The organism is Betaproteobacteria bacterium, from assembly GCA_016720855.1.
GTDB lineage: Bacteria > Pseudomonadota > Gammaproteobacteria > Burkholderiales > Usitatibacteraceae > FEB-7.
In genome coordinates this window covers 439509-463035 of the sequence record JADKJU010000001.1, presented here as the reverse complement: position 1 = coordinate 463035, position 23527 = coordinate 439509, and the positions used below count along the sequence as shown (strand labels likewise).

Annotated in this window: 20 protein-coding genes; 5 read left to right on the top strand and 15 right to left on the bottom strand. The window is 67.4% G+C overall.

Translation table 11 applies throughout. From position 1 onward, the window contains the following. Positions 1 to 107 precede the first annotated feature (107 nt). The 15 genes from IPP91_02005 to IPP91_01935 all read right to left on the bottom strand — a co-directional run bounded on the left by IPP91_02005 (position 108) and on the right by IPP91_01935 (position 15440). Positions 108 to 1448, bottom strand: a complete 1341-nt coding sequence (locus tag IPP91_02005) for a protein kinase (GenBank protein ID MBL0140852.1) — start codon at positions 1446 to 1448, stop codon at positions 108 to 110. Further along, complete coding sequence (locus IPP91_02000) at positions 1445 to 1948, bottom strand: purine-binding chemotaxis protein CheW (protein MBL0140851.1); 504 nt, start codon at positions 1946 to 1948, stop codon at positions 1445 to 1447. Before IPP91_02000 ends, IPP91_02005 begins: the two co-directional genes overlap by 4 nt. Continuing rightward, positions 1945 to 3033: a chemotaxis response regulator protein-glutamate methylesterase gene (locus IPP91_01995; protein ID MBL0140850.1), complete on the bottom strand. Its 1089-nt coding sequence runs from the start codon at positions 3031 to 3033 to the stop codon at positions 1945 to 1947. Before IPP91_01995 ends, IPP91_02000 begins: the two co-directional genes overlap by 4 nt. After that, a complete protein-coding gene (cheD, locus tag IPP91_01990; protein MBL0140849.1) occupies positions 3030 to 3650 on the bottom strand; it encodes a chemoreceptor glutamine deamidase CheD in 621 nt (206 codons plus the stop codon). Before cheD ends, IPP91_01995 begins: the two co-directional genes overlap by 4 nt. Beyond that, positions 3650 to 4516, bottom strand: a complete 867-nt coding sequence (locus IPP91_01985) for a chemotaxis protein CheR (protein MBL0140848.1) — start codon at positions 4514 to 4516, stop codon at positions 3650 to 3652. The genes cheD and IPP91_01985 overlap by 1 nt, the downstream gene beginning before the upstream one ends. Then, positions 4513 to 6309, bottom strand: coding sequence for a chemotaxis protein CheA (locus tag IPP91_01980; protein ID MBL0140847.1), 1797 nt, complete (start codon positions 6307 to 6309; stop codon positions 4513 to 4515). The genes IPP91_01985 and IPP91_01980 overlap by 4 nt, the downstream gene beginning before the upstream one ends. A 12-nt stretch (positions 6310 to 6321) precedes the next feature. Beyond that, positions 6322 to 6684 carry a response regulator gene (locus IPP91_01975; protein MBL0140846.1) on the bottom strand — a complete coding sequence of 121 codons (363 nt, stop codon included), beginning with the start codon at positions 6682 to 6684 and terminating at the stop codon, positions 6322 to 6324. A gap of 12 nt (positions 6685 to 6696) precedes the next feature. Then, positions 6697 to 7224, bottom strand: coding sequence for a hypothetical protein (locus IPP91_01970; protein ID MBL0140845.1), 528 nt, complete (start codon positions 7222 to 7224; stop codon positions 6697 to 6699). 3 nt (positions 7225 to 7227) lie between these two features. Further along, complete coding sequence (locus IPP91_01965; GenBank protein ID MBL0140844.1) at positions 7228 to 8031, bottom strand: FHA domain-containing protein; 804 nt, start codon at positions 8029 to 8031, stop codon at positions 7228 to 7230. Further along, positions 8032 to 8868 (bottom strand): cytidylate kinase-like family protein, encoded by an 837-nt coding sequence (locus IPP91_01960; GenBank protein ID MBL0140843.1) that lies wholly within the window; start codon positions 8866 to 8868, stop codon positions 8032 to 8034. A gap of 65 nt (positions 8869 to 8933) precedes the next feature. Continuing rightward, a complete protein-coding gene (locus tag IPP91_01955) occupies positions 8934 to 10631 on the bottom strand; it encodes an MCP four helix bundle domain-containing protein (GenBank protein MBL0140842.1) in 1698 nt (565 codons plus the stop codon). A 55-nt stretch (positions 10632 to 10686) separates the two neighbouring features. Beyond that, positions 10687 to 11154, bottom strand: a complete 468-nt coding sequence (locus IPP91_01950; protein ID MBL0140841.1) for a cache domain-containing protein — start codon at positions 11152 to 11154, stop codon at positions 10687 to 10689. Between the two features lie 157 nt (positions 11155 to 11311). After that, complete coding sequence (locus IPP91_01945) at positions 11312 to 13141, bottom strand: FAD-dependent oxidoreductase (GenBank protein MBL0140840.1); 1830 nt, start codon at positions 13139 to 13141, stop codon at positions 11312 to 11314. Between the two features lie 170 nt (positions 13142 to 13311). Then, entirely contained in the window at positions 13312 to 14619 is a 1308-nt protein-coding gene (locus IPP91_01940) for a HAMP domain-containing protein (protein ID MBL0140839.1), read from the bottom strand. A 491-nt stretch (positions 14620 to 15110) separates the two neighbouring features. Next, positions 15111 to 15440: an energy transducer TonB gene (locus tag IPP91_01935; protein ID MBL0140838.1), complete on the bottom strand. Its 330-nt coding sequence runs from the start codon at positions 15438 to 15440 to the stop codon at positions 15111 to 15113. Positions 15441 to 15845: 405 nt separating this feature from the next. Between IPP91_01935 and IPP91_01930 the strand changes: the two genes are divergently transcribed. The 5 genes from IPP91_01930 to lplT all read left to right on the top strand — a co-directional run bounded on the left by IPP91_01930 (position 15846) and on the right by lplT (position 23518). Continuing rightward, on the top strand, positions 15846 to 17963 hold the full coding sequence (locus tag IPP91_01930; protein ID MBL0140837.1) for a DUF1800 domain-containing protein: 2118 nt from the start codon (positions 15846 to 15848) through the stop codon (positions 17961 to 17963). Between the two features lie 5 nt (positions 17964 to 17968). After that, entirely contained in the window at positions 17969 to 19345 is a 1377-nt protein-coding gene (locus IPP91_01925) for a DUF1501 domain-containing protein (protein MBL0140836.1), read from the top strand. 110 nt (positions 19346 to 19455) lie between these two features. Continuing rightward, complete coding sequence (locus IPP91_01920) at positions 19456 to 20910, top strand: HD-GYP domain-containing protein (protein MBL0140835.1); 1455 nt, start codon at positions 19456 to 19458, stop codon at positions 20908 to 20910. Then, positions 20907 to 22223 carry a GGDEF domain-containing protein gene (locus tag IPP91_01915; protein MBL0140834.1) on the top strand — a complete coding sequence of 439 codons (1317 nt, stop codon included), beginning with the start codon at positions 20907 to 20909 and terminating at the stop codon, positions 22221 to 22223. The genes IPP91_01920 and IPP91_01915 overlap by 4 nt, the downstream gene beginning before the upstream one ends. Beyond that, a complete protein-coding gene (gene lplT, locus IPP91_01910; GenBank protein ID MBL0140833.1) occupies positions 22220 to 23518 on the top strand; it encodes a lysophospholipid transporter LplT in 1299 nt (432 codons plus the stop codon). The genes IPP91_01915 and lplT overlap by 4 nt, the downstream gene beginning before the upstream one ends. The last annotated feature ends 9 nt before the right edge of the window (positions 23519 to 23527 follow it).

The following is a 23527-nucleotide window of genomic DNA, read 5'->3' as shown; positions in this document are numbered from 1 at the left end:
GGCCAGGCGCGGCAAGGGCGGCCATCGGCATCTCGCTCGCGGGCGTCGCGCCAGCGGACGCGAGCGGCTTAAACTGGAGACTGGCGACTCTCATCCGTTGGCCCGCATCAGTAGAGCGTCACGTTCTTGCCACCGAGGAGTTCCGCGAGGGCGGTTTCGGCGTGCACGAGCCGTTCGGCCATCGTCGCCAGGAACGCCTTGTGGAACTGCTGCATCGTCTCGGCGCTGGCAAGCCACAGCACGTCAGGGTCGAACTCGATGAGCGCGCAGTCGGTGACGGCCGTGAGCGTGCTGAAGCGATGCGCCCCGGAGCCGCGCAGGAAGCCGGTCTCCGCCAGGCACTCGCCGGCACCGCGGATGCCGAGCAGCGTTCCTGCCTTTGTGACGCGCATCTGCCCGCGCGCCAGGACGAACAGGGAGTACCCCGGATCGCCCTCGCCGACGAGCTGCGACCCGGCACGAAGCGTGAACCAGCGGCCCATCGAAGACGCTTCCGCGACCGATTCGGCAGTGAACTGGCGAAAGAACGAAAGTTTGCGCAGGCGGACCAGGCGTTCGGCCTCCGTCATCTCGCCCCCGGGCTGGGCGACCGTGCGCAGGTCGGCGGCGAAATCCTCCCAGGTCGGATAGCGCATCGCCGGGTCACGCTCCGTCGCCCGCGCGAAGATCAGGTCGAGCATCGGCGGCAACCCCGGCCGGACCTTGCCCGGCGGCGGCAGGTTTCCCATCATGATGCAGGCCGCGAGGGCGGCGGGCGATTCCGCCGTGAAGGGCAGCGTCCCGGTCAGAAGCTTGTAGAGGACGATCCCCAGGGAATACATGTCGGTCCGGGCGGTGGAGGGTTGGCCGCCGATCTGCTCGGGAGCCATGTAAGCCGGGGACCCCACGACCATCGTCCGGGTCGAGTCGAAGGCAAGGTTGGAGAAGGCCACGCCGAAGTCCGCCACTTTCGCCTCCCCGTCGGCCGCCATCAGGATGTTGGCGGGTTTCAGGTCGCGGTGAATCACGCCCTGGGCATTGGCGTAGGACAGCGCGTCGCAGCAGCTCTCCAGCAGTTGCGCGACCTTGGGGGCTTCGAGCAAGCCTTCGGCAGTGGTGAACCGCTCGAGGCTGCCCTCCTGCGCGTATTCCATGACGATGTAGGCGCGATCGTCGTCGAAGGCCGCGTCGTAGACTTGCGTGATGGCCGGGTGGGTCAGCCGCTTGGCGAGAAGCGTCTCCTTCAGGAACAGCGAGCGGAAGATCTGCCGGTCCTCGGAGTTGAGCCGCTGCGGGTCGTAGACCTTGATGGCGACTTCCCGGGCCGGAAACAGCTCGCGGCCGAGATAGATCGTCGCCGACTGGCCGCGACCCAGCACGCCGAGGATTTCATAGGGGCCGATGCGGCTGGGCACGTCGCGGACGGCATCAGCGCCCTGTCCCGGCGGCATGCCGGTCTTGATGCTCACGGCTTCACCGCGCGAACGCGCCTGAGCACGTGACCCACGTCGAGGAGCATCACGCTCGCCCCGTCGCGCCGGCCGATGCCCTCGATCGCCGCACCGATGGCGCGGTCGCCCAGATCCGGCGCGGGAAGGATCTCCTCGGTTGCCAGTGCGATCACGTCCGACACGCCCGACACCGCCAGTCCCACGAGCCGGCGCTCCGCGTTGAGCACGATGACGCTCGCGCCCTTGAGCGCAATGGGCTGCGCGAAGCCGAACATGAGGCCCAGGTCCACGACCGGCACGATCGCCCCGCGCAGATTGATCACCCCGCGCACGAACGCAGCAACGTGCGGCACCCGGGTGACGTGGTCGATCTCGCGGATCTCCTGTACCTGGAGGATATCGATGCCGTAGGCCTCCTCCCCGAGCCGGCAGGTGAGGAATTCCCTTCGCTCCAGCTCGCCCGCGGCCTCGGCCGCTGCGCCGATGCCCATCGCCTGCTGCGCCGTTCCGATGCTCATCGCGCGGCCTCCCGCCTGGCGCCGGGGGCGCTGCGCGCGAGAGCGCGCTCGCGCAGGCGGTAGAGCGGCGCCACCTCATGCACCGCATCGAGCTCGATCGCCTCGCGCGGCATGCCGAAGATGACGGAGGTCGCCTCGTCCTGGGCGATGTTCCAGGCACCCGCCTTCTTCATCTCGAGCATGCCCTCGGCGCCGTCCCGGCCCATCCCGGTCATGATCACGCCGACCACGTCAGGCCCGAGGAATTTCGCGGCCGACAGGAAGAGAAAGTCCACCGAGGGGCGGTGCAGGTTCATCGGCGGTTCGGTGGAGAGCTTGGCCAGGAGCTGCGTGCCCTCGCGCTTCACCCAGAGGTGACGCCCGCCGGGGGCGATATAGGCATGGCCCGGGAGGATGGGATCGTTGTGCTCGGCCTCCTTCACCGTGATCTCGCAGAGCCCGTTGAGCCGCTCGGCGAACATGCGGGTGAAGTTCTCCGGCATGTGCTGGACGATCGCGATGCCCGGGCAGTCGACCGGCATGCCGATCAGGAAATCGCGGATCGCCTCCGTGCCCCCTGTCGATGCGCCCACCGCGATGAGCCGTTCCGAGGTCTTGACGCCCTTAGGCACGGGACGCTTGACCACTGCCGCGGGCGCGGGGGCGGGCTTTTCGCCGGGCGCCTCCGCGCGCCTGGGCACCTTGAGCCGCGCGCTCTTGGCCGCGCGGATCTTCTCGGCGATCATCCGCCCGTAGTCGTCGGGCGGCATTTCATTCAGCTTCGGCTTGGTCACGAACTCCACGGCGCCCAGCTCGAGGGCCCGGAACGTGATCTCGGAGCCCCGTTCCGTGAACGACGAGATCATCACGACCGGCGTCGGCCGGGCGCGCATCAGGCGGTCGAGGAATTCCAGCCCGTTCATCTTGGGCATCTCGACGTCCAGCGTGATCACGTCGGGCTTGAGGTCGCGGATCATGTCACGGGCCTCGTAGGCGTCGGCCGCGGCGCCCACGACTTCGATGTCGGGCTGCTCGCGAAGGATGTCGGTAAGCACGTCGCGGATCATCCGCGAATCGTCGACGATGAGGACCCGGATCCGGCTCATTTGAACAGCTCCGCTCCGCCCTCGAGGGGCGCATGGAAGAGGCGGGCGCCGTAGTCGCGCTCGCGCAGTACGATCGTGTCGTTGTTCACCTTGCGCAGCCGCTTGACCATCACCTTCCCGCTACGGGGGAAATAGTAGATCTTGCGCGGGCAATCCTCCAGCAGGTCGCGGGCGACGATGGGAATGCGCTCGAGGTTAAGGTACTCGACGATGAACTCCGCGTTCTGCTGTCCCACGTTCGAGAGCATGAAGCCCTGCAGCACGTTGCCGCCCCCGAACACCTTCGCCTCGAGCCGGTCGCGCCGGCCGCCCAGCTTGAGTATCTGGTTGATCAGCAGTTCCATCGCATGCACGCCGTACCGGCCACCGGCGCTGATGTTGCCGTGGGAGCCGGCGAGCTTGCCTTCGTCCGGGAGCATGAAATGGTTCATCCCGCCGATGCCGGCCTCCCGGTCGCGCAGGCAGGCCGACACGCAGGAGCCCAGCACGGTGACGAGCGCCATGTCCCGGTCCGTGGCGTAGTACTCGCCGGGCAGGATCTTCGCCGTGTCGATCTTGAAGTGCGGATCGAAATAGCGGTTCGAGCGCTCTTCGCGGGGCGGGTCGTCGTCGCGCATCACGCGGCCCCGGGCGCGTCGGCGCGCTGGTAGACGGTCTGCCCCCGGAGACGGAAAACCCGCCCCTGATCGAGCAGGCTTTCCGCGTGACCGGCGAAGAACAGGCCCGACGGCTTGAGGAGAGCGGCGAAGCGCTCGATCAGGCGCCGCTGCGTCGGCTTGTCGAAGTAGATCATCACGTTCCTGCAGAAGATGGCATCGAGCCCGCCCTGGACCGGCCATTGCGCATCCATGAGGTTCACGCGAAGGAAGTCGACGTGCGAGGCGATCTCGCGCCGCACTCGCGCCTTTCCCTCGTGGCGGCCCGTGCCCTTGAGGAAGAATCGCTTCTGCCTCGGCTCCGGAAGGCGCAGGACCGCCTGCAGCGGGTAGACGCCCTCGCGCGCAGAAGCGAGGACCTGGGTGTCGAGATCGGAGGCGAGCACGTGAAAGTCGGCCGCGCCGAAAGTGTCGGTGAGGCACATGGCGATCGTGTACGGCTCCTCGCCGGTGGAACAGCCCGCACTCCAGACGCGGAAGCGCTCGCCTGCCCGCGCCGTGGCGCGGGCGTGCTCCGCCAGGATCGTGAAATGATGTTCCTCGCGATAGAACGCGGTCACGTTGGTGGTCAGGGCGTTCGTGCAGTGCTCCCACTCCGCAGGCTCCAGCTCGAGGAAGCGCACGTAGTCGTCGAACGACCCGATTCCCAGCGTGCGCAGGCGGCGCGCAAGCCGCGCATAGACCATCTCGCGCTTGGTCTCGGGCAGGCGTATCCCGGAGAACTCGCAGATACGGTCGCTGATCTGGCGAAAGTGCTCGACGGTGAACGGGAACTCGCGTCCCGCGGGACCGGCGCCTCCCCGACGCGGCTCGGCGGCTGCGCTCACGCCGCCCTCCGGGGCACGGCGCGCGTGGCCAGCGTGCGCGTGATCGTGCTCACGTCCAGGATCAGGGCGACCCGCCCGTCGCCGAGTATCGTCGCCCCGGTCACGCCGGAGACCCCGTGCAGGTTCGTCTCCAGCGACTTCACCACAAGCTGCTGCTGCCCGATCAGGCTGTCGACCAGCAGCGCGGTGCGCCGGTCGTCGACTTCGACGACCAGGCAGATGGGCTCCGGCCTGGCATCCTCGCTCGCGGGCAGCTCCACCACCTCCTCGAGCCTCACGATCGGCAGGTGCTCCCCGCGCACCGCCACCAACGAAGGCTGGTTCACGATGCTCTGAATGTCGCCCGGCCCGGGCTTGAACGCTTCCGAGACGAACTCGAGCGGCACGATGTACTGCTCGTTGCCGACGCTCACGATCATGCCCTCGAGCACCGCCAGCGTGAGCGGCAACTGGATGGTGAGCGTCGTCCCTTCGCCGCGTATCGAGGAGACGGACACGCTTCCGCCGAGCGCCGTGATGTTTCGCCGGACCACATCCATCCCCACGCCGCGGCCGGAGACGCTGGTCACCTCCCGCGCGGTCGAGAACCCGGCCTCGAAGACCAGGGCCCAGATCTGCTGGTCGCTCATGGCGTCGTCGACCGGCATTGCCAGCTCGCGCGCCTTGGCGATGATTCGCTCGCGGTCGAGCCCGCGGCCGTCGTCCGAGACCTCGATGATGACGCTGCCGCCGCGGTGCGTGGCGCGCATCCCGACGGTCCCCGTCTCGGGCTTGCCCGCCTGGCGCCGCTCCTCGGGCGGCTCGATGCCGTGGTCGATGGCGTTTCGCACCACGTGGGTGAGCGGGTCGACGAGGAGTTCGATCAGCTCCTTGTCAAGCTCCGTCTCGTGCCCCTGGGTGTGCAATTCCACCTTTTTCCCGAGCCGTGCGGAAACGTCGTAGACGAGCCGCGGGAAGCGGCTGAAGACGAACTCCATGGGCATCATGCGGATCGACATCACCGTCTGCTGCAGGTCGCGCGTGTTGCGGTCGAGCGTGGCGAGGGTATGGTTGAGGTACTCGTCCTCGCGTCCGGCCTCGGAGCCCACCGCCTGCTGCATCATGGCCTGCGCGATCACGAGCTCGCCGACCAGGTTCACGATGCGGTCGATCTTCTCCACGCTTACGCGTATCGAGGACTGGTCGCCCATGCGCCGGTTCTTCTCCGAGCCTGTCACCGCGGACTCGAACAGTCCGTACTTTTCCGCCTCCGCCGGCTTGGCGGCCGGCGCTTCCTCGAACAGGCCGTAGGCCGTGCCCTGCGGCCTGGGTTCGTCCTTCGATTCCTCCACGGTTCCGAAGAAGGACTCCTCCGTCGGGGCCGGGTCCGACGCCGGAGGCGTTTCGGGCGCCTTATTCGCCTGCGCGCCGCTTCGATAGTTCCCGAGCCGTTGACGCATGTCGTCCATGGCCGCATCGGCACCGCGGTCACGCGCCTTCAGGCGCGCGAGGTGGGCCTTGAATACGTCGCAGGCGTCCAGCAGCAGTCGAACGGTGGTTTCGTCGGCGCTGCCCAGACCCTTGCGCAGGCCGTCGAAAAGCGTCTCCATCTCGTGCGTCGCGTCCGCGAGCTGCGTGAACCCGAACGTCCCGCTTCCGCCCTTGATCGAGTGGGCGGCGCGAAATATCGAGTTGAGCAGTTCCGGGTCCTGCTGGCCCGAGCCCAGGGCCATCGCCCGCTCCTCGATCACCTCCAGATGCTCCCTGGCCTCGTCGAAGAACGTCGCGATGAAACGGCTGAGATCGATTGCCATCTCGTGCGCCCCTTATCGAAGAACCTTGCGAACGACTTCGAGAAGCGTTGCCGGGTCGAAGGGCTTCACGAGCCACCCGGTCGCGCCAGCCGCCCGTCCCTGTGCCTTCATCGAATCGGAGGATTCCGTGGTGAGCAGGAGGATCGGGACGCTCTTGTATTCGCGCAGCTCGCGCAGCGAGCGAACCAGGGTGAGGCCGTCCATGTTGGGCATATTCTGGTCCGTGATCACGAGATCGAACGACGTCGTGCCGGCCCGCTCCAGCCCACGCGCCCCGTCTTCCGCCTCGATCACGCGGTATCCGGCGGACTCAAGGACGAACGCGACCATCTCGCGCATGGTGGCGGAGTCGTCGACGGCGAGAATTGTCTTCATCGGGGATCCTGTTCAGAAGAGATCGACGCTGCCGGCACTCGGCGGTTCGCGGCGGTGTGTTGAGGCATCCTGGTCGATCTGGGCGATGCCCGCCACGATGCAGTCGAGCATCGCACGGGAGCGCTCGATCCACTCCTCGGCCTGTGCAGGGTGGTTCAACGGCGGGTGCGAGAGGTTGACCGCCTCGCCGAGCTTCGCGCGCATCTTGTCCACCCGCAGCTTCTGGGCGTCGATCAGCTGGTTGACGAGGTCGTGCGACTGCAGGTGGTGCACGGCGCGGTACAGGTGTTCCAGGACCACCCCGTACTCCGTCGCGCGGCCTTCATGCTCCCCGGCATCCGCGCGCTGCGCGGCGACGATCCGGTCGGCGGCCCCGCGGAACGCGGTCATCAGTTCCTCCGAGGCTTCCCGAAGCATCGTCTGGCTGCGCGCGAGCTCATCGGCGGTGACCGCCAGGCGCTCGTTGAGCGTCTCCGCCACCGTCACGAGCAGGTCGGCTGCCTGTTCCGCGTCCCTTGCTTCCCTCGTTGCCTGAGTCATCGGTCACCCCTGCGGCGCTACGGCCGGATTGCGTGCTGCCTGAATCACCTGGAACCTCGCCCCCCCGACTTCGATCACGTCGTCGGGGGCGAGCGGATGCGTGCCCGGGCCGAGGTCCCGGCCGTTGAGCCGCGGCAGCTGCTGTCCCGACAGCCGCGCGATGAACAGGGACTGCCCGCGGCGCACCACCAGCGCGGTGTCGCCGCCGGCATGGCCGATCATCGTGTGCGCCCGCTCGAGCTGCAGCGTCTCTCCCTCGTGCGGACCTTTTACCACGCGCAACGTCAGCTCGCAGGCCGTGGGCGCCGCATCGACGCCGGCGGGCCGGGATTTCGGCGCGCGAAGCGAAGGATCACGCTCCATCACCATCGCATGCGCCAGATCGTCCCATCCCTGCTTCGCGGTCGGCGTGGCCGGGGCCGCAAGCCTCTCCGCCGCGACGTGGGCGGACATGACGGTCCGCTCGTAGTCGGTCAGCACCGTGCACTCGAGGCTCCCGATCTTCCCCGAGAGCAGGGCGTCATCGAAGAAATGCAGCTTGTGAAGCCCGATCTCGATCGCGTCGAGGTGATGGAGCACGTGGTTCTCCGTGAGGATCCCGTTGACGACGAGGCCGTTGGTGCTCCCGAGATCCTCGGCGTAGACGCTGGTGCCCACGAGGCGCAGCAGCATGTGGCGGCCGGACACGGCGGGATGCTTGATCACCATGTCACAGTCCCGATGACGCCCGACGACAGTCACGGGCTTCGAAAGCGCGAACTCGTAAACGATGGCCCCCTCAAGGCTGATGACGATTCGCGCCCCCACTCACCCCTCGCGCCGATACCGCGACCGTGAATCGGAGGTCGCCTTCAACTGGTTGTCCACGCGCGCCACGCCCTCGACCCCGGCCGCGACCTGCGCAGCCGCGGCCGCCTCGGCCTGCGTCTCCACCACGCCCAGCAGTTGCACCGCCCCTTCGTCGCAAGTGATGGAGATGCTCACGCCGGCGGTGCGGGAGTCGCGCCGGAGCGCCGACCTCACGCTCCAGGCGAGGGACAGCCCCTCCACCTTGCGCACGGAGTCCTGCGTCTCCTGGAAGCGCTTCCTGGCCATCATGTTCTCGATCTCGTCGACGCACTCCTCGACGCTCAGCCGCTCCGTGCTCAGGACGATGTCGTAGTTCTCGGGATCGCGCCAGTTCACCGCGAAATGACGCTTCGTGATCGCCGTATGCGCTTCCTCGGACAGGTTGATCTCGTTCGCGACCGTCTCGCGGTCGTCCGTGCCCAGGCGCTCCATCATGCGATCGATGCGGATCTCGAGCGGCGCGCACACGCGCACCCGGATAACGTGCGGGACCTCCTTGAGCAGGTGGACCGCGCCCCAGCCGCGGATCACGCCCGTAGAGCCGTCGCGAAGGAAGCGGAAGGTCTCGTCGGCCGTGAATATGGACAGGCTCGTCTTGTCGGTGGTGAGCCGCTCCCAGATGCCCGCCTTGCCGTCCAGGAAGCGCTCCACGTGGCTCTTGCGCAGGCGCATCTTGTTGGCGATCGGCTCGATGATCTCGTGATAGACCACCTTCTTGTGGGACCGGGCAGCGATCCCTTCGGCGACGTCCTTGCCGAGGGAGCCCATCTCGCGCGTCATGGCGATCATTGGCATTGCGTACATTCCTGTTATTGTACTTTTCCGTTGCGGTGCGCTCGCGCGGCTGGTGGGGCCGCAGGTCAAAACTCCTTCCACTCCTCTTCTTCGTCCCGGGCCGGCATCGAGGGCTCGCGCCGCGGGGCGATCGCAGTACGCCCCTCTCCTCCCGTGGCATGCCGCGCACGCCTCGGCACCCCGCCGACCGAGGCCAGCTTCGGCTCGGCGACACTCGCCTCGTCCACGCGGAACACCGACACCACCCTCGCCAGGCCGGCGGCCTGGTTCGCCATGCTGGTGGCCGCGGCGGTGGCCTCCTCGACAAGGGAGGCGTTCATCTGCACCACGGTGTCCATCTGCGTGATCGCCTTGTTGATCTGGTCGATCCCGGAACTCTGCTCGTGGCTCGCCGAGGCGATCTCGGTCATGATCTCCGCGACCTTCCGGACGGAAGAGACCAGCTCGTCCATCGTCTTGCCCGCCTGCTCGACCAGCCTGGCCCCGGCCTCGACCCGGCCCACCGAGTTCTCGATGAGCCCGCGGATCTCCTTGGCGGAGGCGGCCGAGCGCTGTGCCAGGCTGCGCACCTCGGAGGCAACCACGGCGAAGCCCCGGCCCTGCTCGCCCGCGCGCGCGGCCTCGACCGCCGCATTGAGCGCCAGGATGTTGGTCTGGAAGGCAATCCCGTCGATCACGCCGATGATGTCGGAGATGCGCTTGGAGGATTCGGTGACCTCCTGCATCGTGGTGACCACCTTGCTCACCACCTGCCCGCCCTTCTCCGCGGTCGTGGAGGCGCCGCCCGCCAGCAGGCTCGCCTGCTTCGCGTGCTCGGCATTCTGCCGCACGGTGGTGGTGAATTCCTCCAGCGTGGAGGCGGTCTCCTCGAGCGAGCTGGCATGCTGCTCGGTCCGGCTCGAAAGCTGCTGGTTGCCCGCGGCCACCTGCCCGGCGCCGGCGGCGATCGCTTCCGACCCGGTGCGAATCTGGTTCACCATCCGGCCGAGTCCCTCGTTCATGTCGCGCAGGGCGACGAGCAATGCCGCCGGCTCGTCCCGGCCGTTCGGCTCGATGTGCGACGTCAGGTCACCGGAGGCGACGCGGCGGGCCACTTCCACCGCTTCTCGCAACGGGCCCGTGATGCTTCGCGCGATGACCAAACCGATGTAGGCCGCCACCATCACCACGAACGCGGAGACGACATAGACGAGCAAGGCAAGCCGGTTTCCGGCGGCGGCCGCAGCGTCGATGGCTTCCAGGTTCGCCTTGCGCTGGATCTCGATCAGGCGGTTCAACTCGGAAAGCGTCTTCTGGACGATCGGGTCGAGGTCGGTCATCAGCACCTTGGCCGCCTCCTCGTTGCGAAAGCTGGTCGACAGGCCGAGCGCCTGGAGGAAGGGCTTGTCGACTTCCTTGTCGAGCTTCGCGAGTGTCTCGATGATCGCCCGCTCCGACGCGAGCAACGGCAGTTTCCCCATCCTCTCGCGAGCCTCGTCATAGGACTTGCCGAGCGCCCGGGCACGGTCCTCTTCGCCCTGCATCGCCTTGATGTCGGAATGCAGGCCGATATTGCGCATGACCGCGGACTGCTCGAGGGCAAGCGCCTTCATCTCGGCGGCCAGGTTCTCCTTGGCCGCCGCCGCCTGAAGCACGCCCGTGAGGTCCTCCCGGCCTTTCGTCATGAGAACGGTGCCGCCGATCGCGCCGACCACCATCATGACGACGAACATGCCGAAGCCGACTGCCAGGCGGGTGCCGATTTTCAGGTTTCGAAGGATCATGTCGAAGTCTCCCGGAGGACGGCCTTCCGGCCACCCCCCGACGGATGGGGTTCGCCTACTTGTAGATGCCGCAACCGACCATGATGTCCTCGTAGCGCTGCAGGAACATCGACTTGGGTTCGATCTGGTTGGTGACCGGGTTCATGAACTTGTAGTCCTGCCAGCCCTTGGCGTTGGGGCTCTTGGACATCATCTCGACGCGTTCCCTCACGAAGTACTTCCCGTCGTTGTCGCGCAGGTCGATCACGTCCCGGCCAATCATCTTGGCGTTGGCGCCGTGGGAGAGGACCTTGCCTTTCAAGTCGTAGACGACCACGTAGAGGTCGCGGTCCGTGAACTGGCCCTTGCGGTTGTTGAATTCCGCGAACGCCTTGTCGCGGCCGTTCTTCTTGATGTAGGCGATTGCCTTGTCCACCATCGCGGTGGCCTCGGCGGCTGTGCCCTTCTTTTCCTGGGCGGTGGCAGGCATCGCGCCAAGGAAGGCGAAAAGACCGGCGAGGAAGATCGAAGCGATTCGATTCATGCGTACCCCCTTCATGGTTGTGGCCGGGAAGGCCTGGGATGCTGCGGAAAATGGCGCAGGTCATTGTGTCCGGGGGAATGCCCGGCGCGTATGTGGCAGTTCACAGAACGCCCGTCACCCTTGTTACCCCTGTAAGGGGGCCCTCTCCCGCCCCGGCCTATGCGGCCAGCCGGCGCGCGCCGCCGCCCTGCCGGCAGCCCGGCCCGGCATGCGTCATCTCGAGCAGGAACTTCTGCATGTCCCAGGCGCCGGTCGGGCAGCGCTCTGCGCACAGGCCGCAATGCAGGCACACGTCCTCGTCCTTCGCCATGATCCTGCCGGTCTTGAGCCCGGCCCCCACGTATAGGTCCTGCGAGGGATTGCGGGCCGGGGCGCTCAGGCGCACCCGCACCTCCGCCTCCTCCCCGTCGGCGGTGAAGGTGATGCAGTCCATCGGGCAGATATCCACGCAGGCATCGCACTCGATGCAAAGGCGCGGTGCGAACACCGTCTGCACGTCGCAATTGAGGCAGCGCTGCGCCTCCTTCCAGGCGAGTTCCGGGTCGAAGCCGAGCTCGACCTCCTGGCGGATGTCCTTCAGCGCGATGGTGAGTTCCTTGAGCGGAACGCGGCTCCTCGCGTCGGTGACGATCTGGTTGTCGTAGATCCACTCGTGGATGCCCATCTTCTGGGACACGAGGTTGGTGAGGGGCGCCGGCCGGACCTTGACGTCCTCGCCCTGGCAGTACTTGTCGATCGAGATGGCCGCGTCGTGGCCATGGGCGACCGCCCAGATGATGTTCTTCGGGCCCAGGGCGGCGTCCCCGCCGAAGAAGACTTCCGGCCGGGTGGACTGCAGCGTCGCCGGATCCAGGACGGGCATTCCCCAAGCGTCGAATTCGATCCCGATGTCGCGCTCGATCCACGGAAAGGCATTCTCCTGGCCGACGGCAACCAGCACCTCGTCGCATTCGAAATGCTGGTCCGGCTCGCCCGTCGGAACCAGGCTGCGCCGTCCCTGGTCGTCGCGGACGGCCCGGACCTTCTCGAAGGTCATGCCGGTGAGGCGGCCCTCCGAGTGCACGAACGCCTTGGGCACGAGGCAGTTGAGGATCGGGATCCCCTCGTGAACCGCGTCCTCCTTCTCCCAGGGGCTCGCCTTCATCTCCTCGAACCCGGAACGCACGATTACCTTGACGTCCTCGCCGCCCATGCGCCGGGCGGAACGGCAGCAATCCATGGCGGTGTTGCCCCCGCCCAGGACGATCACCCGCTTGCCCACCCGGTCGATGTGGCCGAAGGAGACGGACGCCAGCCATTCGATGCCCACGTGGATGTGCTTGGCGGCCTCCGACCGCCCGGGGATGTCCAGGTCACGGCCGCGCGGAGCGCCCGAGCCGACGAAGACGGCGTCGTAGCCGTGGCCGAGCAGCTCCCGGAGGGACTCGACGCGGTGGTTGGGGCGGAAGTCCACGTCGAGGTCGAGGATGTAGCCGACCTCCTCGTCGATGACGCTCTCCGGCAGGCGGAATTTCGGGATCTGGGTGCGGATCATGCCCCCGGCGCGCGGATCCGCCTCGAAGACGGTCACGTGATAGCCGTGCGGCGCGAGGTCGCGCGCCACGGTGAGGGACGCGGGGCCGCCCCCCACGCAGGCCACGCGCTTGCCGTTCTTCTTGGCCGCGGCCTTGGGGAGTCTTTCGCGGATATCGCCCTTGTAGTCGGCCGCGACGCGCTTGAGACGGCAGATCGCCACCGGCTCGGGCTTTTCGCCCTGGTTTTCCTCGACCCGGCCGCGCCGGCAGGCGGGCTCGCAGGGACGGTCGCAGGTCCGCCCGAGGATGCCGGGAAACACGTTGGACTGCCAGTTGACCATGTAGGCGTCGGAATAGCGCCCTTGCGCGATGAGACGGATGTACTCCGGTACCGGGGTGTGGGCGGGACATGCCCATTGGCAGTCCACGACCTTGTGGAAATAATCGGGAACTCCGATGTCGGTCGGCTTCAAACGGCGCTACTCCTGGTCGGATCGGGTCGGTCGTCCGGATCGACCACTCGGGCCCTGATGGTTCTGCCCGGGGATCGCTCGGAAACGGGAGTATACCGGCGCGCAGTCCCCAATCGTCCAACGCGCATGTGCGCAAGCCGGCCGAGGCTTGCCGACGGCCGGTCAGCGGGTCAGAACTGCTCCCAATCGTCGTCTGCAGATATCGTGCGTGCCGCCGCCGCGATTCCCCTCCCGGTTAGCGCCGGTCGAGGTCCCGACTTCGCCGCACGCGCCGGCGCGGCGCCCGAGGATTCCCCGGCATCGCCCTCGAGAACCGGAACGCCGGCGTCATCGCGGGAAATGCGGAAGGCACCGACCGCCTGCAGGAGCGAACCGGCCTGCTGGCGCATCGATTCGGCCGCCGCCATCGATTCCTGGACGACGCTGGCATTCTGCTGCACGACCTTGTCCATCTCCGTGACCGTGCGGTTCACCTGCTGGACGCCACGGCTTTGCTCCGACGATGCCTCGGCGATCGAGCGCATGAGGTCGCTCACCCGCTGCACGTCGACCACGAGCGCCTGGATCGTGTCACCGGCCTGCTCGACCACGAGAGTCCCTTTGGTGACCGTCGCCTCCGAGTCCGCGATGAGGCCCTTGATCTCCTTCGCGGCCTGGGCGCTGCGCTGGGCCAGCGTGCGCACTTCCGCCGCGACCACCGCGAATCCCCGCCCCTGCTCTCCCGCGCGCGCCGCCTCGACAGCCGCGTTGAGCGCCAGGATGTTCGTCTGGAAGGCGATCGCGTCGATGACGGAAATGATGTCGCCGATCTTGCGTGCGCTGTCGCTGATGCCGGACATCGTAACCACCGCCTGCACGACCTCCGATCCTCCCTGCTGCGCGCGCCGCGAGGCGTTGCGTGCCAGTTCGTCCGCCTGGCGGGCGTTCTCGGCGTTCTGCTTCACGGTGCTCGCAAGTTCCTCCATGCTGGCCGCGGTCTCCTCGAGGCTGGAGGCCTGCTCCTCGGTGCGCTGCGACATCTCCGTGGTTCCGACGGCCACCTGACGGGCGGCGCTGACCACGGCCTCCGCCGAATTGCGCACCCGGGAAACGACCTGCGCCAGACTGCCGTTCATGGCCGCCAGGGAACGCAGCAGTTGCCCCGTCTCGTCGCGCGAGGATGAGCGGATGTCCGCGGTGAGGTCTCCCCGGGCGATCCGGTCTGCGTGACCCACCGCCGCCTCGATCGGCAGAAGCACCGCGCGGCGCACGAAATACCACACCGCCAGGATGACCAGAACGATCACGGCGCCTGTCATGGCGATCGCGAAGCGAAGCGCACTTTCCGCACCCTTCACCGCCCGGGTCACGGCGTCGGCGCCGAGGTCCCTCGCTGTCTTGCCGGCTTCGAGAATCGTCTCCGTGGGCCGCCGGTCGATGCCGGCTACGGCCTTGTCGCCTGCGCGCGGATCAGCGCGGCTGGAACGAAAAACCTCCATGCCGCGGCGATAGGCCTCGCCTGCGGCCTTGTGTTCGGCCAGGAACTTGTCCAGCCGGTCGCGGACCTCGCGGTGCGGCGTCGCCGCCTTGGCCTGGCGCGTCTCCCCGTCCGTCGCCTGCTCCGCCGCCTCGAACGCCTTCCAGGTTTTCTCGAACGAGGCCGCGTCGTCGCCGCGCAGCAGCACGTTCTTGAACTCCTGGACCTGAACCTTGAAGTTCACCGTGGCCTGCAGAATCGACAGCTGGGAATCGAAGTCCTCGCGCGAGATGCGGTCGAGGTCCCGCGTGGAATCGTAGACGCGGAAGAGGGAAATGACGCTGGCCGCCATCGCGACGGCGAGGAAGCCCGTTACGACGAGCAGGAACCTGAACTGCAGGCCGGTAGCTTTCATGTGGGGAGTTCCTGCTATCGCATTCCGGGTTCGCGCTTCCGGCGGTGCCGCGGGACACGAGCGGCGCCGGCAAGCGGTCCGCGTCCCGAAGAACCGGCCTACTGCTTGTAGTGCAGTTCCATCTCGATCACGCGCGCCGACGCAGCGGAGGCGTAACGCCACTGCGAAAGGGCGCGAACCGTGGCGCGGTCGAAAACGCGCCGCGGATTGGCATCGACCACTTCGACGCGGCTCACTTCGCCCGTGGGATCTACGGTCATGCGGACCTTGACCAATCCTTCGCTGTATCCCGCCTTGATCGCCTCGCGGGGATACTCGGGAGGATCGCCCTTGAGCGGTCTTTCCGCGGCCGCGGCAAGCAGGGACAGGGACAGTGCCGCAACTCCGAGGAGCGCCGCCGCGGTCTTGATGAAAGCGGGCTTACGCATGGCAGTCAATCTATCGAGGGATTGGACAAGTTCGCATTGTAGTGCTCGCCGGACGCCGGTACACCCCGTCGAATGTTGCGGTTGTAGCTTTGTCCGCGGCGCGGCAGGTCTGGAAAAGTAACGATCACCGGGTGCGCGCTTCCCCTCCCCCCGGGACCCGGTACGAGGCCGGGACACGGGCGAGGTCGAGAACCCGGATTCCACCGAGGATCCTGCCCGCCGGATGTGCTCCAGTTCACCGCGCGGCCAGGGGCAATCGCCTACAAAGTGTTACAAACGGCGATGGGGTGCTCCACAATTCCGAAACAACCCGGACGCCAGGATGGCCTCGTGCCCATGCACCCGCAAGTTTCGGTAAACGACGATTACAGGGGTGGCGCTCGAGGCCGCGCCCGGGAGGATGTGATGCGACGGATTCGTGGCGGGATCGCCCTGCTGCTCGCCCTGCCGGCCGGCGCCATCGCGGCGTCCACCCCCACCGCCACCGCCGTGGAGTACTACAACGCCGGCCTCGGGCATTACTTCATGACGGCCAATCCCGTGGACATGTCGATCGTCGAATCCGGCGGCGCCGGTCCGGGCTGGAGCCGGACCGGCGGCACCTTCGGCGTTTACGCCGCTGCGGGAGACGCGCCCGACGCCGTTCCCGTCTGCCGCTTCTACGGCACGCCCGGAATCGGACCGAATTCGCACTTCTACACAGCCAACGCCGGCGAGTGCGCCTTCCTGAAGACCACGATCGGCTGGACCTACGAAGGCATCGCCTTTTACATCGAGCCCGTGGCCGGGGGCGCGTGCAGCCCGGGCACGACGCCGGTCTTCAGGTCCTACAACAACGGCGCGGCTCGCAACGATTCGAACCACCGCTTCACCGTGGACGCGACCGTGCAGGCCAGGACGGTGGCCGCGGGCAGCGCGCCGGAGGGGGTTGCGATGTGCGCGCCCCTGTCCCAGGCCGATCTCGATGCGGACGCCCTTCGGCTGCTTCGCCAGGCCACGTTCGGTCCGACGCAGGCCGACCTGGCGAGGGTACTGGCAGCCGGGCCCGCGGCATGGGTCGATGAACAGTTCGCGCTCCCGATCACGCCATACACCGCCTACGCCTATACCCCGTCCAATCGCCCCGACTCGTGCGTGGACGACCGTACGCAGCCCGTTCGCCCGGACAGTTACTGCGCCCGCGACAACTACACGCTGTTCCAGCTGCAGCTCGAGTTCTTCCGTCAGGCCGTCACGCAGGCCGACCAGCTGCGCGGCCGGGTGGCCTTCGCGCTCTCGCAGATCTTCGTGACCTCGGGGTTGGACAACAGTCGCAACTATGCGATGCGCCACTACCAGCAGATCTTCCGCGACGGCGCGTTCGGCAACTACTACGACCTCCTGCTTGCCGTTTCCCTCTCGCCCGTGATGGGCGACTACCTGGACATGGTCAACAACAACAAGGCGAATGCCGCCACCGGCACGAACCCCAACGAGAACTACGCCCGCGAAGTCCTGCAGCTCTTCTCCATCGGCCTCTGGAAGCTCAATGCGGACGGAACCTTGCGCCTGAACGCCGCCGGCAAGCCCGAACCCACCTACGATCTGGACGAGATCGAAGGCTTCGCGCGCATCTTCACCGGGTGGACGTATCCGACGCTTCCGGGCGCCAACCCGCGCGGCAACAACCCGCGCAACTACCTCGCGAACATGATCCCCGTCGTGACGAACCACGAAAGCGGAACGAAACTGCTCCTGGATGGCGTCATGGCCCCGGCGAACCAGACGATGGAAGTCGATCTCGCCTTTGCCCACCGCAACATCTTCAACCACCCCAACGTGGGCCCCTTCATCGGCAAGCAGCTGATCCAGAAGCTCGTGACGAGCGACCCGACGCCCGGTTACGTAAGCCGCGTGGCCGCCGTGTTCGCCGACAACGGCGTCGGGCTCCGGGGCGACCTGCGTGCGGTCGTTCGCGCGATCCTGATCGACCCCGAGGCCCGGGGCGCCCGCAAGATCGATCCCGCCTACGGCAAGCTCTCCGAGCCGGCTCTCTTCATGACGGCCATGACCCGGGCGTTGGGCGGGCGCACCGACGGCGTCTTTTTCAGGGGCGCCTCCTCGCTGCTCGGGCAGTTCGTGTTCTATCCCCCGTCGGTCTTCAACCATTACCCCCCGGACCAAACCGTGCCCGGGACAACGCTGCTCGGGCCCGAGTTCGGCATCCAGACGACGAGCACGGCGATCTCGCGCTCGAACATCGCCAATGCGCTCATCTACTCGGCGCAGATCAACCCCGATGCCAGTGTCTTCGGCGCCACCGGGTCCGCGCTCGACCTTTCGGCCTACCAGGCCGCCGCATCCGATGCCGGCGCGCTCGTGGAGCGCTTCAACCGCTACCTGCTGGCCGGCCGGATGAGCGCGGCGATGAAGGGCGCGATCGTCACCGCCGTGAATGCGCTGCCCGCCACGGACCCCCTCGGAAGAACCCGCGCGGCGGCGTACCTCGTCGTCACCTCGCCGCAGTACCAGGTGGAGCGATGAAGGCCATGAAGACGGATCGCCGCGATTTCCTGCGCCGTGCGGGCGCCCTCACCACCACCGGCCTCGTCGGGCGCCTGGCGCCCGTCGGCCTGGCGAGCCTCGCCACCGCTGCCCACGCGCAGGCGGCTCCCGCCGATTACAAGGCGCTCGTCTGCGTATTCCTCTTCGGCGGCATGGACGGCAACAGCGTCGTCATCCCGATCGACGGCGCCGGTTATGCCCGGTATTCGGCCGTCCGCCCGGAAAGCTCGGGCGTCAACATCGCGCAGGCCCAGCTGCTGCCGGTACAACCCTCGGGTTCCGGCGTCCCCTACGGGCTGCATCCGGAGCTGTCGGAAATCCAGCCGCTGTTCGGCGCAGGCAAGCTCGCGATCCTCGCCAACGTCGGCACGCTGAACGCGCCCACGACGCGGGCGAACTATGCCTCGCTTCGTCCCGACAACCTCTTCTCGCATTCCGATCAGCAGACGCAATGGCAATCCGCGGAGTCGAGCAAGGCGAGCCGCACCGGCTGGGGCGGCCGGCTGGCGGACTCGATGACGACCGCCAACGGCGCGCAGGCGTTCCCGGTGATCACCTCGATCGCGGGCACGAGCCTGTTCACCACGGGCAATGCCACTTCTCCGCTGGCCTTGCCTGCCACGGGCGGCCTCGCCCTGCAGGGCTTCAACAACACGGCAGTGTCGAACGCCCGCCTCGCGGCGATGCAGGCGCTCCTCGCCGCGGACCGGGACAACCTGTACACGAAGGCGGCGGGCGACATCACCTCGCAGGCGCTTTCCCTTTCCGCCGTGGTCAACCCTATCCTCACGGCGAACAATTCCCAGGTTGCGACGCTCTTCCAGGGACAGACTTCGTCCCTCTCGCAGCAATTGTTGCAGGTGGCGAAGCTGATCGAGGCGCGCGCGCAGACGGGAGCCAGGCGGCAGGTCTTCTTCGTGTCTCTTGGCGGCTTCGACACGCACACGAACGAGCTGGCGACGCTCACGACCCTGCTGGGCCAGCTTTCACCAGCGCTCAAGGCGTTCTACGATGCCACGGTGATGCTCGGTGTCTCGAACCAGGTCACCACGTTCACGCTGTCGGATTTCGGCCGCACCTTCATGCCGGCCTCCGGAGGCGGCTCCGACCACGCCTGGGGCAACCACCACTTCATCCTGGGCGGCGCCGTGCGCGGCGGCTCCCTGTACGGAAGCTATCCCGTGCTGGAACGCGCGGGACCCGACGATGTGGATTCCGAAGGGCGCTGGATACCGACGACCGCGGTCGATCAGTACGGCGCAACCCTCGCGCGGTGGTTCGGCGCATCGAGCGTCGACCTGGCCACGATCTTCCCGAACCTCTCGCGATTTCCCGCTTCGGATCTAGGCTTCCTGGCCTGATCCCGAGTCCGGCCCGACCTGTCCGCAGGAGGGTTGGGCCGCGCTTTATCCCGTAGAATGGCCGCTGGCCGGCGCTCGCGCGGCACTTCCACGACGATTCCGACGCAATCATGTTTTCAAAGGTGGCCACCAAGGACCTCAGGATCGGCATGTTCGTTGCCGACCTCGATCGCCCGTGGATCGACACGCCTTTCCCCATCCAGGGCTTCCTGATCGCCGACGGCCTGCAGATCGCCGAGCTGCAGCGCATGTGCAAGAACGTGGTGATCGATCGCGCCCGCTCGACGGGCGAGGAGTTCCGCAAGCCCATCGCGGTCACCATAACGCCGTCGACCGCATCGGCCGAGGCAACGCGCCGGGCGGCAGCCGCGCCGTCGGTGACCATCGAGTCTCCTCCCGGCACCGCGCAGGCTCCCCTGCCGCCCGAACCCGCCGCCCGCGAGTACCGGCCCGCTCGCCGCAGGTGGGGTGTTCAGGGGTTCATGGATTCCCTGCGCAGCCTGGTGCGGCGACGTCCCAGGGGCCTGCCCGAATTGCCCTCCGAGCTTTCCCCCGACGCGCGGCGGGAGTCGTTCCTCCCCCCCTCGGTCCAGGTCACGATCTATCCGGACACGAGTCCGGTCGAGGAGGAGGTCGCCCCGGCGCGCGCCGCCTACGACCGCTCTTCCGAAATGCTGCGCAAGCTCGCCGCCGACGTGTGGGCGGGACACCCCGTCGCGATCGCGCGCGTCGAGGAAGTGGTGGACGAAATGGTCGAGAGCATGGTGCGCAACCCCGATGCGCTCATGTGGGTGGCGCGCCTGCGCGAGAAGGACATCACGACCTACGGGCACGGGCTGCAGGTGGCCGTTTACCTGGTTGCCTTCGGCCGCCACCTCGGATTTCCGCGTGCCGAGCTGGCGCAACTGGGCACCATCGGCCTTCTACTCGACATCGGAAAGATCCGCCTCCCGCGCGCCTTGCTTGAAAAACACGGACGCCTCACCCCGGACGAATTCGAGACCGTGAAGGGGCACGTCGCCATCGGACTGGAGGTCCTGTCCGCGACGCCGAACTGGCCTGCGGAGGTCCTGGAGGGCATCGCGCAGCATCACGAGCGGATGAACGGCAGCGGCTATCCGCACGGCCTCAAGGCGGAAAAGATCGGGATTTTCGGCCGCATGGCGGGCATCGCCGACTGTTTCGCGGCGATGACCAAGGCCCGGCCCTATGCCGAGGCCGTTTCGTCCTACGAGGCCCTGCGCAGCATCACCTCCTGGGGCGGCGACTATTTCCACGAGCCGCTGACCGAGCAGTTCGTGCAGGCCATCGGCGTATTTCCGGTGGGTTCGCTGATCGAGCTCTCGACGGGAGAAGTCGCCGTCGTCGTCTCGCACAACAAGGTGCGCAGGCTCAAGCCACGCGTGCTCCTGCTCACCGCACCCGACAAATCGCCCTCTGCCTACCCGATCATGGTGGACCTGCTCTATGACCCCCTTCTGGGGGGCGAGGAGCCCGCCTTCATCCGCCGCAGCCTGCCGACCGGCGCCTACGGGCTCAATCCGCGCGAAAACTACCTTTCTTGAACCCACCATTGCCCCCTGCCGATCCCAGCCGGCGCGCTCCCTCCCCGAGCGACGGCGCGCGCGAGGATCTGCTGCGCTTCCTCGACCGCGAGGCGGCGGTGGCGCAGGCAACCGATGGGCGGCTCGCGGTGCTGCTCGTGGAACTGCGCCGGGTGGACCGGCTGCAGGCTTTGCTCAAGGGACCGCCCGCGGCGCTCACGCTCTCTCTCGTGCTCGAGCGCCTGCGCCCGGCGCTGCGTTCCGAGGACCGGATGGCCCCGCTCAGCGAGGAGCAGGTCTGCATCGTCCTGCCACGCATCGCGCACCCGACGCAGGCCGTGCTGGCCGCCGTGAAGTGCCTTCGCGCGCTCGACCGGCCGATCGCCCACGAGGGGGGCACGGCGATCCTGCGCCCCTGCGTCGGCATCGCCACGGTTCCCGAGCATGCCGCCGATCCCGCGCGCCTGCTCATGGCGGCCGACGTCGCGCGACGAATTGCCGGAACCCGCGAAGAGGGCTACCACGTCTACCAGAGCGACGACAGCGTCGAGGCCGAGGTCTACCATGGCCTCGACATCGACCTTCAGCGCGCCATTCGCGCCAACGAGCTCGAGGTCCACTACCAGCCGCAGATCGACCTGGTGGATGGCCGCCCCGTCGCTGCCGAGGCGCTGCTGCGCTGGCGGCATCCCACGTCCGGGTACATCTCGCCCGCTACCGTCGTCGGCATCGCCGAGAATACCGGGACCATCGGCACGCTCACCTACTGGGTCCTGAATGCGGTGCTGCGAACCGCCGCCCACCTCGCCAAGGAAGGCATCGCGCCCCGGTTCAGCGTGAACCTGTCCACGCGCACGCTCGTGGACGCGGATCTGCCTGATATCGTCGCGCAGTCTCTTGGCACCTGGAACGTCCCGCCCGGGAGCATCACGCTCGAGATCACGGAGAGCTCCATGATCGGCGATGCGGAGCGCACCATGGCCATGCTCACGCGCCTGAAGGGCACGGGCGTGCAGCTTTCGATCGACGATTTCGGCACCGGCTACTCGTCGCTCGCCTACCTCAAGCGCTTCCCCGTCGACGAGCTCAAGATCGACAAGCTTTTCGTGAGCGGGCTGCTCGCCGATCGCGGCGACCACCAGATCGTGCGCTCCGTGATCGACCTGGCGCACAACTTCGACCTGAGGGCCGTCGCCGAGGGGGTCGAAGAGGAGGCCACGCGCGCCGAGCTGGCGCGGATGGGGTGCAACCTCGCGCAGGGCTACCTCATCAGCCGGCCCCTTCCGGAGCGCGATTTCCGCTCCTGGTGGACGGCACGGGACAAGCGCCGATGAAGCGCGGCTTCTACACGATCATGGCCGCGCAGTTCTTTTCGTCCCTGGCCGACAACGCCCTGCTCATCGCCTCCATCGCCCTTCTCCTGCAGCTCGAGGGGCCCGCGTGGCTCACGCCGCTGCTCAAGTTCTTCTTCACCGTTTCCTATGTCCTCCTCGCCCCCTTCGTCGGCGCGTTCGCCGATTCGATGCCGAAGGGCCATGTCATGTTCGCGACGAACTTGATCAAGATCGCCGGCTGCGCCCTGCTCTTCTTCCACAACATGGTGGACATCCCCAGCCTCGAGCCCTACTGGTTCGTGCTCACGGCCTACGCCGTCGTGGGTCTGGGCGCGGCCGCCTATTCGCCGGCCAAGTACGGGATCCTGACCGAGCTCCTGCCCCCCGAGCAGCTTGTCGTGGCCAACGGCTGGATCGAGGGCCTCACGGTGCTGTCGATCGTGCTGGGCACCGTGATGGGCGGCATCCTCATCGGGCCCAAGGTGTCGGCCGCGCTGCTGTCGTTCGATTTCCCGTTGGTCGACACGGGCGTGGACACGCCGCCCGAGGCGGCGATCACCGTGATCGCGTTCATCTACCTGGTTGCCGCGCTCTTCAACCTGGCCATCCCCGACACCGGCGCGCGCTACTCGCACCAGGAGCGCAACCCCACCCGGCTCGTCTCGGACTTCGCGCGCTGCTTCAGGACGCTCTGGAAGGACAAGCTGGGCCAGATCTCGCTCGCGGTGACCACGCTTTTCTGGGGCGCCGGGGCGACGCTGCAGTTCATCGTCATCAAGTGGGCCGAGCAGCACCTGAACCTGCCGCTCTCGCAGGGCGCGATGCTGCAGGGCGTATCCGCCATCGGCATTGCGATGGGCGCGGTGCTCGCCGCACGCCTCATTTCCCTCAAGCGCGCGGTGGCCGTGCTCCCGGTGGGCATCGCGATGGGCTTTTGCGTGATGACCCTCATCGGCGTGACCTGGATGCCCCTGGTGTACGCCCTACTCATCCTCGTTGGCGCGATGGCCGGGTTCTTCGTCGTCCCGATGAATGCGCTGCTCCAGCACCGCGGGCACGTGCTCATGTCGGCTGGTCACTCGATCGCGGTGCAGAACTTCAACGAGAACGTGAGCATCCTCGTGATGCTGGCGCTCTACGCAGTCATGATCAAGGCGAACCTCCACATCAACGTCATCATCGTCATGTTCGGCGGGTTCGTCGCCTGCGCGATGTTCCTCGTGATGCGCTGGAACGCCGCCAATCACCAAGCGGACCCGAACCTCGACCGCCTCATTGGAGAGGCGAAGCACTAGGGCGCCGGG